General features: G+C 38.0%; 14 protein-coding genes. 10 read left to right on the top strand and 4 right to left on the bottom strand.

The window, feature by feature from the left end:
- The first annotated feature begins 288 nt into the window (after positions 1-288).
- The gene (locus QQK02_RS15150; protein WP_284208958.1) at positions 289-423 is read left to right on the top strand and encodes a hypothetical protein; all 135 of its coding nucleotides are present in this window, start codon (positions 289-291) and stop codon (positions 421-423) included.
- A gap of 121 nt (positions 424-544) precedes the next feature.
- Complete coding sequence (locus tag QQK02_RS15145) at positions 545-1867, top strand: Fic family protein (RefSeq protein WP_284208957.1); 1323 nt, start codon at positions 545-547, stop codon at positions 1865-1867.
- A 62-nt stretch (positions 1868-1929) separates the two neighbouring features.
- On the opposite strand, the gene QQK02_RS15140 is transcribed toward QQK02_RS15145, so the two are convergent.
- Positions 1930-2874, bottom strand: coding sequence for a hypothetical protein (locus tag QQK02_RS15140; protein WP_284208956.1), 945 nt, complete (start codon positions 2872-2874; stop codon positions 1930-1932).
- Between the two features lie 120 nt (positions 2875-2994).
- Here QQK02_RS15140 and QQK02_RS15135 point away from each other — a divergent pair, with 120 nt between their 5' ends.
- Positions 2995-4002, top strand: a complete 1008-nt coding sequence (locus QQK02_RS15135; protein WP_284208955.1) for a competence protein CoiA family protein — start codon at positions 2995-2997, stop codon at positions 4000-4002.
- Positions 4003-4165: 163 nt separating this feature from the next.
- A complete protein-coding gene (locus QQK02_RS15130; protein ID WP_284208954.1) occupies positions 4166-4384 on the top strand; it encodes a hypothetical protein in 219 nt (72 codons plus the stop codon).
- Here QQK02_RS15130 and QQK02_RS15125 read toward each other — a convergent pair.
- The gene (locus QQK02_RS15125; RefSeq protein ID WP_284208953.1) at positions 4377-4721 is read right to left on the bottom strand and encodes an arsenate reductase/protein-tyrosine-phosphatase family protein; all 345 of its coding nucleotides are present in this window, start codon (positions 4719-4721) and stop codon (positions 4377-4379) included. The two genes, QQK02_RS15130 and QQK02_RS15125, sit on opposite strands and share 8 nt — an antisense overlap.
- 170 nt (positions 4722-4891) lie before the next feature.
- On the opposite strand from QQK02_RS15125, the gene QQK02_RS15120 reads away from it, so the two are divergent.
- Together QQK02_RS15120 and QQK02_RS15115 are read left to right on the top strand one after the other, a co-directional pair.
- Positions 4892-6037, top strand: coding sequence for an HsdR family type I site-specific deoxyribonuclease (locus QQK02_RS15120; RefSeq protein ID WP_456124062.1), 1146 nt, complete (start codon positions 4892-4894; stop codon positions 6035-6037).
- A gap of 74 nt (positions 6038-6111) precedes the next feature.
- Entirely contained in the window at positions 6112-6579 is a 468-nt protein-coding gene (locus QQK02_RS15115) for a hypothetical protein (RefSeq protein ID WP_284208951.1), read from the top strand.
- Positions 6580-6881: 302 nt separating this feature from the next.
- Here the strand turns inward: QQK02_RS15115 and cmoB are convergent, their stop codons facing one another.
- Both cmoB and cmoA read right to left on the bottom strand, forming a co-directional pair.
- Positions 6882-7847: a tRNA 5-methoxyuridine(34)/uridine 5-oxyacetic acid(34) synthase CmoB gene (gene cmoB / locus QQK02_RS15110; RefSeq protein ID WP_284208949.1), complete on the bottom strand. Its 966-nt coding sequence runs from the start codon at positions 7845-7847 to the stop codon at positions 6882-6884.
- Positions 7844-8578, bottom strand: a complete 735-nt coding sequence (gene cmoA / locus QQK02_RS15105) for a carboxy-S-adenosyl-L-methionine synthase CmoA (RefSeq protein WP_284208948.1) — start codon at positions 8576-8578, stop codon at positions 7844-7846. The genes cmoB and cmoA overlap by 4 nt, the downstream gene beginning before the upstream one ends.
- 133 nt (positions 8579-8711) lie before the next feature.
- Between cmoA and QQK02_RS15100 the strand changes: the two genes are divergently transcribed.
- The 4 genes from QQK02_RS15100 to ruvA all read left to right on the top strand — a co-directional run bounded on the left by QQK02_RS15100 (position 8712) and on the right by ruvA (position 14782).
- Positions 8712-11549 carry a transporter substrate-binding domain-containing protein gene (locus QQK02_RS15100; RefSeq protein WP_284208947.1) on the top strand — a complete coding sequence of 946 codons (2838 nt, stop codon included), beginning with the start codon at positions 8712-8714 and terminating at the stop codon, positions 11547-11549.
- 120 nt (positions 11550-11669) lie between these two features.
- The gene (gene aspS, locus QQK02_RS15095; RefSeq protein ID WP_284208946.1) at positions 11670-13439 is read left to right on the top strand and encodes an aspartate--tRNA ligase; all 1770 of its coding nucleotides are present in this window, start codon (positions 11670-11672) and stop codon (positions 13437-13439) included.
- Positions 13440-13543: 104 nt separating this feature from the next.
- Entirely contained in the window at positions 13544-14071 is a 528-nt protein-coding gene (ruvC, locus tag QQK02_RS15090) for a crossover junction endodeoxyribonuclease RuvC (protein ID WP_284208945.1), read from the top strand.
- A gap of 90 nt (positions 14072-14161) precedes the next feature.
- Positions 14162-14782 carry a Holliday junction branch migration protein RuvA gene (gene ruvA, locus QQK02_RS15085; RefSeq protein ID WP_284208944.1) on the top strand — a complete coding sequence of 207 codons (621 nt, stop codon included), beginning with the start codon at positions 14162-14164 and terminating at the stop codon, positions 14780-14782.
- The last annotated feature ends 8 nt before the right edge of the window (positions 14783-14790 follow it).

Here is a 14790-nt window from a genome sequence, read left to right as displayed (position 1 = left end):
TATCTAGCTTAGAAAAAAGGGTTTTGTTAATCCAAGTTAAGAAGTAGATCTTGGGCTTTTTAGATTCAAGAGGTTACGTGGATTTTGCAAAGATCTTTTTTTACTATTTCCAAGCTAACAGATAGATCTTCATAGCGTTTGCAAGTTAACGACTAGATCTTCAATATCGTTCAAAGAAACCTATACACAGAAAGGGCTACGAGGAATCGCACTTGTGTAAATATAATATATACAAATGCTAATAATGTCCACAAGTTGAAAGCTTTTCTAAGTTGTAATAGCGCATATATGCAGTCACATGATTTCTCATATACTCACAATTCGGCTGCTGCCTTATCCATTACACAAGAATATACTTACGTAATCATTAGTGAACTAAAAGAAGAGCTTCAGAAAATGCATCCGTTTGCTAAAAACTATTAAGATGATTTAAACCCCCTAAAATTTATAAATCAAAATAATGAGATTAATGATTTATAAAACATGGACTCTTAAATCAGAATACGTTATAAAGTGATTTATAACGAGTAAGGATTTAAATCATATGTATCACTGGCAACATACAAACTGGCCTCAATTTGATTATGATGCGGCGCGCTTTGAGTCGAGTGTCAGCGAGTATTCGAAAAAGGCCTACAGCATTGAGGGGGCATTATCTCAAATTCCCACAAATGACCATAACGCTGCCTTTGTTCATTTACTGGTAGAAGAAGCATTAAGCACTAGCGCTATCGAAGGTGAAAATCTTAACCGTGAGGAAGTGCGCTCATCAGTTGCACGTTTTCTTGGATTAAAAGAACCGGAGCGTGGTGGTTACTTTCCCAAAGAAAAAGGCATTGCTGCAATGTTAGTTGATGTGCGTAAAAGCATTAAAAGCGCCATGTCTAAAACCTTACTGTGCCATTGGCACACGCTGCTACTACACGGCAGTGAAGATTATTATGTAAATCCAATCACTAAAGGTGATTATCGTGACTCGTCCATAGATGTCATAAGAGAAGATTTATACGGTGACAGTGAAATCATATACAAAGCACCAGGTAATAATCGCTTTGAGGTTGAACGGGAAATGGATGCGTTTATACAGTGGTATAACAACGCCAATTGTTCAGGACCGATAAAAGCTGCAATTGCTCATTTATGGTTTGTTGCTATTCACCCGTTTCAAGACGGTAATGGCCGAGTAGGTAGAGCGATTGCTGAGCATGCCTTATTTCAAGATTTTTCGAAACCACCACTTTTTAGTATGTCGAGCATGATAAATGCTCATCGTATGGAGTATTACCAGCAACTTAGAAACACCAATTCCAGTTTGCAAATAAATGAGTGGATAGCCTGGTTTGTTGAGCTAGTGAAAACCTCGCAAGATAAGTCACTTGAGTCTGTTGAATTTGTATTGCAAAAATCAAAGTTTTGGGCGGAATATGGAGAGGTCAAGCTCAACCAACGCCAAGATAAGGTGATGAAAAAAATCTTCACAGTAGGCGCTGATGGCTTTGTGCGTGATGGTTTAACCAATGAGAAATATCGAGCGATTACTGGTGCGCCACCAGCAACCGCTACAAGGGATTTAAAATCATTGGTTGATAATGGCTTACTTTATCCATCAGGTGAAGGTAAGCGTGGCTTACGTTATTTTGTTAACTTCCCACAAGATAACAATCTGTTTGTAGGTAAAGAAGATGCTCCATTGATGGATGATGTTAGCTTAAGCAAAATCTTAAAGAAAATAGAGCGTAACCTTGAGTATTTTCGTGGTGAGAAAAACCCAGGATTAACAAAACTGATTGACGAATATAAAGCATTGTCATTAGATGATGAGGCATCGAAGAAAAAGCTTGAAAACCTCTTAAGGAAAAACAGCTAAAGCGGTTTACATTTGCGAGTTTATGAATGTGTTTTTTAAAATGGTTGGCACCTCACTAAAACCTAAGTATTTAACGAGGTTCCAGTCATTAAATCCTTATCAAAAGTAAACCTATGCTCTTTAGGGTTGTTTAAGCATTTACCTATGATACGCCGGTTAAATAACGACTGGCTTTCAAGTTGAACTGAGTTCTTAAGATTGTATTTGTGGTTACAAATTGGGCAAGTGCCATCAACGACGACTGATAAAATCTCCCGTTCAATATCTAAAAAACTATCTGAGTCTTTTACGTTTTTTACCTTAGAGATACAAACAGCGCCAATAGGTTGAAAAACATGTTCTATTAAGGCAATTTTATGTGTTGCCAGTTTAATAACATTCCAGACAGGGTTGAATAGTAAAAAGTAACCTAATACCAGAAGTCCCCAATAAGTTAACGGGATCAATTGCATCAAAAAGCCAAGTGCAATCGGTGCAGCGATGAAATATATCAATACTGCTAATAAAAATGCTTGTCGTTGTCTTGTTTTAGCAAAAAACTTCGCCGCAAATTTTAAATACCAAGGTGTACGTTTTAGTGTCTTCGTTCTGTAGATGATGTCTTGACTGATGGTTTCAGTTTTTTGGAGTCCAGTATTTTGATTAAATGAAGGGGGTGTTTCCCAGTCCTCAAAATCGATGTAGTAATAAGTTGGATTACCAGAGCCACCACCAATATGTGTTTTAATAATGGGTCTTTTGGTTAAAGCTAATTCAGCATTTCTACTCTGTATTTCTTCTTGAAATTTATCGAGCAGATGAATTAACTTATCCATGTAATTTCCGTAAGTCTTTTCTGACTTCTCTTTACCTGAATAAAAGTTTCTTAACTTAGGCTTTTCTAGTCGTTCATTTTTACTTAAGTGTGTGATGCAGGCACGATAAAACGCTTCAACATCCTGGTTATTTATCTCGTCCTCTAAAAACTCTACTGCATTACTTAAATAAGAAATCTTATTGTTTTCCATAACTTACTAGTTCCATTTTCCGGTATTTCTGGAATTTCACGATTAATTTTTTGTTCTGGTTGATTATCCACTTCGAGCGGAGTAACCGCCACTATTATTTTAAATATTGGAGATAAACTAATGAACAATCAATCTGTTGAATCACAAAATGTAGAACTACTATTTGGATTAAAGGACGAGAAAATCGTATCAGTTAATGATGTTGAACAGGGGCTCGATTGTGGCTGTTTTTGCCCACACTGTAATTCACGCCTAGTCGCTAAAAAAGGAAGCATACGTCAACATCATTTTGCTCATTACGAAAGTGATGATTGTCAGCATGGCCCTGAAACAGCATTACACCTACTGGCAAAGCAAGTGATAAAAGAGCATGAGAAGGTATTAATGCCATCACACTTTGACAACTATGAACTAGAAGACTCACTAGGTATTAATCACCAAAACTCTACTTACATAAAACAAAGCATCACTCATTTAAACCAGGTTGAAATTGAGAAACCACTTGAAGGCTACCAACCTGATGTTTCCGCAATTACTGAAGGTGGGGAGCCTTTGGATATTGAAATACTTGTAACTCACGCTGTTGATGAAGAGAAATCTGAATTACAGGCGCTATCTAACAGAAAAATGATAGAAATTGATTTATCAATGTTACCTCGCACAAGCAGTTACGATGAGATTATCATAGCAACGCTATATGAAGCGCCGCGAAGATTTATTAGTGGTGATGAAAAGCATTTAAAAGCTGAGATAACAGACAAGGTGGATATCATCAACCAAAGTCACTCAAGTCATGCAAAAATAAAGGCAATGCAATCACCGACTGAAGGAAAAGTACTTTTAATGGGGTATAAATTTGGAGAAGGGTACTCACCGAGGTATAAATCTCAATTTGCGCTTGGCCATCTTTTCTTTATAAAACCAGTTCAAAGCACAAGCACTAAGAATTTTACTCTTAAAGCGAGCGGTGGCAATGAATTGGCTACACGAGATGTTCACGAAAATGTATTAGAACAACTAGAAGGTCTAGAGTTACCAGCGTTAGTCTCTTTAACCTTTGAAGCGAAACATTCAATCGGTCACAACACCAAATTTATTGTGACAGGCATTAAACCCGAAGATACGTAAAACTGATAAATAACACAGGTGAAAATAGAGAGTTTCAGAATATAGTGTCCTGAACTCTCGTTTAATTACTTTGTTTCAACTGTACTTTTAGAACGTAGCTGTATATATTTACAGTTGATGATTGGTGGTACGTAAATGTTTAGTTTAATATTTGGAGAGCGACATGAATGAACAAAGTAAAGAAGGGATTGATGGTATACCTGATGATATCTATCAACATTTAATGAGAATGTTAAAACAGCATGAACGTATCGTTACTTGGGTACACATACAGCGCCCATTTCTATTCGGAAAGTCAGCCATTGAGTTACTTGAATCAGGTGACGATGGAGATAGAATTAGAGAATTGTTAACTCGTTCAGATACTGGCGATTTTAGTTAGGTTTAAGGAACTGAAGCTTTTCATGTGTATCAAGTATTTTAACCAAGTCAGATTGCATGTATTGATAAACATCTTCTATTGTTAAATTCTCAACCTTGTCTAGGTAATGTTTGCCGGCATACTCTTCAATTCTTTGTAAATGCATGGTCTCCATAGCAAATACCTTGTCTGCCCAATCTAATAACGTTGTAGTACAAATTGTTGTGCCGTGCTGCTTACAATACTTATCACTCAGACCCGCTGATTTATAGCTGTGCTCTGGGTAATTTTCACGAAAGTGGTCCTCAGCAGTTCTAGAGCGCTGGATGTTAGCAGTGCATAGGAATAAAATTTTCATAAGGTAATTGCATAAAAGCGTAGGGTTTATATCAATGATACTACCAAGTTCGAATATTAAAACCTATAACGTCTGATAACCTCATTACCGTATTTACAGCAATAAAATTTAGTCTTAAGATGACTCACGTATAAAGCCTATCAACTAAAATATACAAACGAGAACCGTCAGTGGAAGAGCACAGTAATAATAAAAATATCTCGTTTTATAGTGAAAACTCAACAGCATTATTTGACCAATACCAGTCACTTTCATTTGATGTCGTTCATCAATCTTGGCTCAGTTCTATAAACTTATCAAAATACCTAACGGGTTTTGATCAGCCAAAGCTTTGTTCTATGTACGTAGATAAAAAGTTAGCGAGTGTGCTTTGTGTGCAAACATTATCTCGCTTAAACCGTTCGGCACCTAAGCTTGGTAAAAAGACTGAGGACTTATTTGTACTTGATTTCTTTAATAGTGTTGATGAAATAAAAACGGCATTTGACCCATTTTATACTTCAACGACTTTATCTGAAGCAACCGATGTAAATGTATTACACGAGCTAAAAGATGCAATGGATGATATTGGCGTTTATGAATGGTACGAGGTTGAAGATTTTGTTAAACGCTATTTTGATAATGAAGACGCTCAAACCTTAAGCCCAATAATTGATACTGCGGCAAACCGTTTTAATTTTGAGTTAGAGCTAGAAGATGATGATAAAGTCGATTTTAAGATCAAAGCTAAACAATTTGTGAAAATTTACGGGCAGATGGCTTCAATCATGCCTTATGAAATTGTTGCCTGGGAAAAGTTATTTTGGTTCCTTAAGTTCTTAATTCCAAAGTTAATCGTTAAAGATCCTGATTCAGAGAAGCTTGATGCATTGTTAGATTCCGTAGATTTAAGCTCTTACGGCTTACAGCGCGTAAAACTAAATTACGGCATTGGCTTAGATGATGGGGAAACGGAATTAGATCCTCAAAACCCAAACCCTCGTGGTGCTCACGGCGGTGATGATGAAAAAGATCCACTAGACGAAATCATTAAAAACTTTAACGAAAGATGGTTTCAAGGCTGGAGTGCAACACCTGAGGAGCAAAAGGTTAAGTTTATTAATATTGTTAATGGTGTTGAAACTCACCCTGATTTTGAAGCGAAATGCAAAGATAATCCCGACCCACATAACCGTGAGTTAGCCTTTCAAAAAATATTAAAAGAAGTGATGTTAGCAAGGCGTAGAGATGAGTTAGAGCTGTATAAATTATACGCTGGAGACAACGCATTTAACACGTCGTGGACGCAGAGTATTCAGCGCAGTGTAGGATTATAAAAAGCAGGGCGGTTATTAATGTTTGAGTTACAAAACTAAATAAAATGCATAGAAAGATTATAAAACTGATAAAAATGAAAATTGTATGGCTAGTTCCTTTAGTTATAGCGCCATTACTGTTAATTGAAAATTTAGATACAAAGAATCTAATAACAATAATTACAGCAATTATTTCATTCGTATACTTTGTTCAAAAACAAAGTATGGAAGAAGACAAATTAGAACTAGAAGCTTTCTCTAGCTTTAATAGTCGATACTTTAAATTAGCTTCAAAAATCGAACTCATTCTAAATAAGGATGAAGGTAATGACTTAACAGATGATGAAAAAGAAATACTTGATGAGTATTTTTCTTTGTGTGTTGAAGAATACTTTTATTTTAAAAAAGGTAGAATTTCTTTAGAGATTTGGCGTAATTGGGCACATGGAATTAGCGCAACAGTTAGAAGTCACGAACTAATTCAAAACTATTGGAATAAGACTGTAAGAAATAAAGTTAACTATGGCTTAACGCTAAAAGAAGTTGAAAAATATTTAAAGTGATATTTTCTTTAAACAATAATTGGCATTTAATCGCAGACATAAAATTAACGCTACGTGAAATCTACTAGGGAATAGTCGTAAAAATATATTTCATGCACGTAGCGTTACGTAAAATTGGATCTAGTTGTTAACTTGCAAACGCTAAAGTGTCAGCAAGCCAAAACATCAAATACTTTAACTAATTCAATAAGATGAATTACCAGTGAAGAGTGGATCCGATCTAGTTCTTAATTTGGATTAACAGTTTTTAAAGCCCATAAAACTTAAAAAGCTACTTACCCCAAGGTAAGTAGCTTTTTCTTTTATGTATTAGCAATAAAAATTGCCCGTTTAGGGGCAGGGTAACCTTCAATGGTTCTATTAGGGTCAATTGGATCTAAAAAGTCCTGTAATGATTCTGTATCTATCCATTTTGTTTTTCGTTGCTCTTCAAAGGCTGTTTGGTCTGTGTTTACCCAGCGTACATTTTTAAAGCCACAGCGTTCTAACCAGGCACACATCGCTTTACCACTAGGTAAAAACCATACATTGCGCATTTTTGCATAGCGTTCACCGGGCACAAGTACAGTGTTCTCATCACCATCTACAATTAACGTTTCTAATACCAGTTCTCCGCCCTTGGTAAGCTGGTTTTTCAGCTGGTAAATGAAATCTATTGGCGAGCGTCTGTGGTATAACACGCCCATTGCAAAAACCGTATCAAACGCTTTTAATTCGGGAAGTTGTTCAACGCCAAGCGGTAAAAGGTTTACAGCGTCATCTTTGATAAAATGTTGTAACGCTTGAAATTGCATTAAAAATAATTGTGTTGGGTCTATACCAACGACAAATTTAGCGCCGGCACCTCGCATTCGCCAAAGGTGATAGCCACTGCCACAGCCAATGTCTAAAACATAACGGTTCGATAAGTCACTAATGTGGCTTTCTAATCGATCCCACTTGAAATCAGAGCGCCATTCCGTATCAACATGTAAACCATGAATATGATAAGGCCCTTTGCGCCAAGGTTTGAGCTTCATTAATAAATGCTCAAGCTTTTTACGTTCACCGTCACTTAATTCTTCAGGTAAACCTGCTTGTACCTGTGTTGTTATATCTGTTGTTGTTTGCGATGGCGTAGGCAAGTTATCAAGTGCTTTGTGCCATTGGGCAAACTCACCATGCAAGTGGTTTTTATTCCAATCATCGAGTTGCTGAGGCAAATTCAATAGCCAATGATTTAAACGATTGCCAGCGATTTGTTGGTAAAAGGAGTTAAAAGAAATCATTTAATTGCCACCAAAGACGTAAAGTTAAAGCATTGAAACCATTGGGTAGCATGAGAAAAACCTGCTTGTTTTAAACGGTCTAGTTGTACTTCTAAACTATCTGTTTTCATGACATTTTCGAGTGCTGTACGTTTTTGTGCTATTTCTAATTCGCTATATCCATTTGCACGTTTAAAATCGTGATGTAAATCGATCAATAAGTCACGACAAACCTCATTCTGATGGTTGATTTTCTCGGAAATAACTAAAATTCCACCAGGCACTAAGGCTTTTGATATTTTATCTATCAGTGATTGACGCTGCTCTTTTTCAACGAACTGTAACGTGAAATTTAAAACGATCATCGAGGCTGGTTTGAGTTGCGCTTTTAAAATGTCCTGCTCAAGGATTTCAACCGGCGTTTCGCCTTTAAATGCGGCGACATGACGTTGGCACCTTTCTACCATCGCTGTTGAAGTATCCATACCAATGATTTGACAACCTGATGCCGCAATCGCTTTTCTCATTGCTAAGGTAGCGGCGCCAAGTGAGCAGCCTAAGTCATAAACATAAGTATTATCTTGAACATATTGTTGACTTAAACGACCAATCGTATCAATGATGGTATTATAGCCAGGTACCGAACGAGAGATCATGTCGGGAAATACTTCAACAACTTGTTCATCAAAATTGAAGTCTTTTACCTTAGCGTGAGGATTTGAATAGATGATATCTGTATCAGAAGATTGCATTTGTTGGTTGTCATTGAAAATTATTGTAATATTTTAAACTAAAATAAAAGATAGCGAAAACATCTTGGGAAATTTATTCTCGCTAACATTGTATGAATGGATGCTCTGCTCACTTAATTTAAGGTATGTGTAATTGAAAAATGCAATTGGTGTCCTGTTGTTGGTAAGTGCTTTATTTCATTTGCCCTTTGTTTGGTCTCAAGAGGTAGTTGAGCGCCTCAAGCCAGCTAGTGTGCCGATAAACTCAGTATCTATTGCGCTAAACCACTCCTCATATCCCTATCATTTTAAAAATAAACAAGGCCAACCAGACGGTCTGATTATCGATTATTGGAAAGGATGGTCTCAAAAAACAGGCATCGCGGTTGATTTTCAAATCATGGAATGGAGCCACACCATTGATAAAGTCGCTAGCGGTCAAATAGATATTCATGCGGGCTTAGCATCATCGGTTAAACGTTCTCGATATTTTGACTTTACTGATAAGTTTTTCGATTCAAATAGTTACATCTTTTTAAGAGGTGATTTAGCTAACGTAAATAATTTAAATCAGCTCGCTCCATATACGGTAGGCGTAGTCAAAAACTCTGCCCATGTTGAGATCCTGAATAAACTGTGGCCTAAATTAACGCAAAGAACCTATGATTCGCGATACGAGCTTTATCAAGCGGCGTTAAATGGTGAGCTTGTGGCGGTAGCTGGTGTCGATCAGCTGTCTAAACAATTTGAAAAACATAGTGAATTAATTAGCGTTTTTCCTGCTCATAAACGTATTGAATACTATAAAAACGCCTTTGTTGGAGCTGTTAAAAAAGGGAATAGTGCATTATTGGAAACGATTAATCATGGTTTTGCGCTTTATACTGAGAATGAACGCAATGCGTTAGAACGAAAATGGTTTGGCGTAGAGAAAAATAGAGACGTTTTAAAGTTAGCATTTTCTAATAATTTACCTCCTTATATGGCGACCTCGCCAACAGGTAAACCGCAAGGAATGTTTATTGATATTTGGCGCCTGTGGTCTAAATATTCAGGTGAAAAAGTTGAGTTTATTGGTGATGAACAAGCGGCGTCAGTTGAGCTGGTGAAAAATGGTCTGGCAGATGTTCATATTGCTTATCCTGAAAATATGCTTGAACCAAGTGGGCTAACAGCGGCCTTTGAGCTTTATGGTGTGACATCGACTGTTTTTGTTGATCGTAAATTTGAGTTTACTCAATTAAGCCAACTGGCTGGCATGCGTGTCGGCGTGTTTACCACTGCACCTTACTTACCTAAGTTAAGAAGAGCCTACCCTAACATTGAGTTTATTCTTTTCACTAACCATGAAGATATGATTGCTGCCGCGGAAAAAGATGAAATTAATGGCATGATCAGCTCTTTTGAAAATATGATGGCTAAGTTGATTAATCAGCACCTTCAAAATAGCTATTACACGCTTAAAGAGCCAATATTTACGGCAAAGGTGTTTTCTTTAATCAGCCCATTTAATGATGCGTTATTAACGCGAATTCGTGAAGGCTTCTCTTTAATACCAACAGAAGAGTTAATCGAGTTGGAAAAAGTTTGGTCTCAGCACAAAGGTTTTAGTTACTTTGAGCAGTTATCGAAAAAAATAAACTTAACGCAGCAAGAACAAGCATGGTTGCTCGATCATCCGGTCGTTGAAGTTGCAATTGATAAAAATTTCGTACCTTTTGAACGAGTGAATGAGAATGGCGAAATAGAAGGTATTAATGTAGATATTTATGAGCTACTTGCTAAGCGCACAGGGATAGATTTCAAATTTAACCTTTACGATTCATGGCAACAAGTATATGACAGCTTACTTAATGGTGATGTATTGCTTGTTGCCGGGATAACAGAAACTGAAGAGCGTAAAGATGCGTTGCTATTTACTCAGCAATATTGGGAAATGCCTTGGGTTGCACTTTATCCAAGTCGATTAGGTACACGGACAAAAATATCGGACTTTAGAGGCGAGCGCATTGCTATTACCAAAGGTTATCATTTGACCTCATTTATGCGTGAAAATTTTTCCGACGTGAATATATTACTTGTGGATAATCCAGAAGAGGGCTATTTAGCGATACAGCAAAATAAAGCCGATGCGTTGATCGAGCCATTAGCTTCAGCAGCAGAGTTTCGTAAGCGCGAAACGCTTAGTCTAATTTCAATGGAAGTTATGGAAGACTTACCGTTAGATAATTCAAGCTTAGCGACAACCAAAGACAACGCAATTTTACATTCCATTATCAATAAAGCATTAGCATCTATTTCACAGCAAGAAACCGATGAGATCTATGAACGATGGTTTGATATTCAAATTAATACCGGGTTAGACAAAAACTATGTTGTTCGTATAGCCTCTCAAATCGGTGGCTTCGTTATTATCATTATCATTATCATTATTATGTGGAATCGTCGTTTATATGTTGAAATTAGACGTCGTGAAAAGCTGGAATTGGAAATGAAACACCTTGCCACGCACGATTCTTTAACCGGTTTACCGAATCGAAACTTATTAAAAGATCGTGTTACGCAAGCTATTGCTATTCATCAACGCCAACACCAATTGATGGCCATGCTATTTATCGATTTAGATGGTTTTAAAATCATTAACGATACACATGGCCACGATGTCGGCGATGAATTACTTATCATGTTAGGTCAGCGTCTTAGCAGTTGTGTGAGAAAGTCTGATACGTTAGCGCGCTTTGGTGGTGATGAATTTATTTTATTACTTACCGGGCTAAACAATAAAGACGAAGCTGGTTTCATTGCGGAAAAAATCTTGAAAATTACTCAACAACCATTTGATTTATCGTCGGGGAGCGCAAGTGTTGGTTGTAGTATTGGCATTGCAATGTACCCAGAAGACGGTACCGATGATGTCGAATTACTAAAAGTTGCCGATACGCTGATGTATTGCGTCAAAGCCAACGGTAAGAATCATTACCAATTTAATTAACCCGCCCATAGTGTGCTGATTGTAGGTGACATTGCCCGACATTGCTTTATAATGTCGAGCATTTTTAGCACTGTCTATTTAACCGCATTTGGCGGTCATAATTTTTGTCAGGAATATTTAATGCGAACTCTTTATTGTGGTGAGGTGAATGAATCTCACATTGGCCAAGAAATTTCTTTAACTGGTTGGGTAAACCGTCGTCGTGATTTAGGTGCCGTTATCTTTCTTGATTTACGTGACCGTGAAGGTTTAGTGCAAGTCGTATACGATCCAGACTTACCTGAAGTACTAGAAAAAGCAAATACCTTACGTAATGAGTTTTGTGTTCAAGTAAAAGGTAAAGTGCGTGCGCGTCCTGAAGGCCAAGTAAATAAAGAAATGGCAACAGGTGCGATTGAAGTCCTTGGTTTAGAGTTAACCATTTTAAATAAATCTGCACCATTGCCGCTTGATTTCAATCAAGAGAATTCGGAAGAGAATCGTTTAAAATACCGTTATTTAGACTTGCGTCGTGTCGAAATGACAGAGCGTTTAAAGTTTCGTGCAAAAGTAACGTCAGCTGTTCGTCAATCACTAGAAAACCAAGGCTTTTTAGACATTGAAACACCAATTTTAACGGCTGCTACACCTGAAGGTGCGCGTGATTATTTAGTACCAAGTCGCACGCATAAAGGGAAGTTCTTCGCGCTTCCGCAATCACCACAACTTTTTAAGCAGTTGTTGATGATGTCTGGTATGGATCGTTACTATCAAATCGTAAAATGTTTCCGTGATGAAGATTTACGTGCTGATCGTCAGCCAGAATTTACCCAAATTGATATCGAAACATCATTCATGTCTGCTGAGCAAGTGATGAGCGTAGCAGAAACGATGATTCGAGAGTTATTCGTTAAGTTGATGGGTGTTGATTTAGGTGACTTCCCTCGCATGACCTATGCCGAAGCAATGAAGCGTTTTGGCTCTGACAAGCCTGATTTACGTAACCCATTAGAAATCGTTGATGTTGCCGATATTTTTAAAGACGTAGAATTTAAAGTGTTTGCTGGCCCAGCTAATGACCCTAAAGGACGTGTTTCTGTCATTTGTGTACCAGATGGCGCTGCAAAATTCTCTCGTAAAAATATTGATGATTTGACTAAGTTTGTCGGCATTTACGGTGCGAAAGGCATGCCGTGGATGAAAGTTAATGATATTGATGCTGGCCTTGAAGGTTTGCAGTCACCCATTCTTAAGTTCTTAAACGAAGAATCAGTAAACGCGTTACTTTCTCGCGTGAACGCTAAGTCTGGCGATATTATCTTCTTCGGCTCAGATACGTACAATGTTGTTACAGAGTCATTAGGTGCACTTCGTTTAAAACTCGGTGAAGATTTAGGCATTGTAGCTGATGAGTGGAAACCATTATGGGTTGTTGACTTCCCAATGTTTGAAGAAGTAGATGGTCACCTTCATGCCATTCACCACCCATTCACTGCGCCAAGCAACATGACGCCTGAAGAATTAGCTCAAAACCCTGTAGGCGCGCTATCAGATGCGTACGACATGGTGTTAAATGGTTGCGAACTCGGTGGTGGCTCTGTCCGTATTTACGATCAGGAAATGCAAGCAACGGTATTTAGAATTCTTGGTATTAGTGATGAAGAAGCTAAAGAGAAATTTGGTTTCTTACTTGAAGCATTAGAATATGGTGCGCCACCACATGCTGGTTTAGCTTTTGGTTTAGATCGCCTCGTAATGTTAATGACGGGGGCTAGTTCAATTCGTGATGTGATGGCATTCCCGAAAACAACAACAGCTGCGTGTCCATTAACTAACGCACCGGGGCAAGCTAACCCAACTCAACTTGAAGAGTTGAGTATTATAAGTAATGTGAAAGAAGACGCACAATAGTCAGCTTTCCACATAATAAATAAAAACGCGCCTTGTGCGCGTTTTTGCTATTTAATACACAATTCAATAGCATTGATAATGCGATAAGTTAAGTAGGACGTATTTTGACGATTATTTTAGGCATAGATCCAGGCTCTCGATTTACTGGCTATGGTGTCATTAGACAAGAAGGCAGAAAATTTAGTTATTTAGGTAGCGGCTGTATTAAAGCCATTGCACAAGGCGATGATTTAGGTACACGCCTACAAACTATTTTTGCCGGTGTCTCAGAATTAATCGTACAATTTAAACCTGAACAATTTGCCATTGAGCAAGTTTTTATGGCAAAAAATCCTGATTCCGCACTAAAGCTCGGGCAAGCGCGAGGAGCGGCAATCGTTGCAGCAACCCAATCAGGCTTATCTATTGCTGAATACTCGGCGCGCCAAATTAAACAGTCCGTGGTTGGCACGGGGGGGGCGAGCAAAGAACAAGTGCAACACATGGTAACGTCAATTTTAAAGTTACCGGGCACACCCCAAGCAGATGCTGCCGATGCGTTAGCTGTCGCTTTATGTCACGCGCATTCCTACGAATCTATAACTAAACTTCAGGGTCAAGCGACAAAAACTGTACGTCGTCGACTACGTTAAGTTTGACATACGAATAGCACTTTACTGTATAAACATATAGTGGTATCTTGGCGATCATAAACTCATAATAACCTATTATTATCAGAGCCTATGATTGGACGACTACGCGGCATTCTTGTCGAAAAAACAGCACCCGAAATATTAATTGAATGCCAAGGCGTTGGCTATGAAGTATCAATGCCGATGACCAGTATTTACGCATTACCTGAGCTCAATGAAGAAGCAACAATTTATACGCATTTTGTGGTGAGAGAAGATGCACAGTTGTTATACGGTTTTGCCAACACAACCGAGCGAAAGCTATTTCGTTTGTTAATCAAAGTCAACGGTGTTGGCCCTAAACTCGGCTTAGCTATTTTATCGGGTATGTCTGCAAATCAATTTGTTAGTTGTGTTGCTCATGATGATATAACAACGATTGTTAAGATCCCTGGCGTAGGTAAAAAGACAGCTGAAAGGTTGTTAATTGAAATGCGCGATAGGCTAAAAGATTGGCAATCAGAGAGTGCAACACCAGCAACTGACGCTACACCAATACTTGCTAATACAGAATCAACCTTTGTTATTAGCGATAATAAAGGTGATGCCATTAACGCGCTTATTTCTTTAGGGTATACTCAAGGCCAAGCAGACAAAGCCGTGAAAGCGGTCTTTAGCGAAGATAAGTCTTCAGAAGAACTTATTCGCGACTCATTAAAAGCAATGCTCTAAAAGGTAAT

It is taken from the genome of Thalassotalea eurytherma, from assembly GCF_030161415.1.
Lineage (GTDB): Bacteria > Pseudomonadota > Gammaproteobacteria > Enterobacterales > Alteromonadaceae > Thalassotalea_G > Thalassotalea_G eurytherma.
Note: the sequence above shows the minus strand (reverse complement) of the source record. Positions and strands in the feature narration are given on the sequence as shown.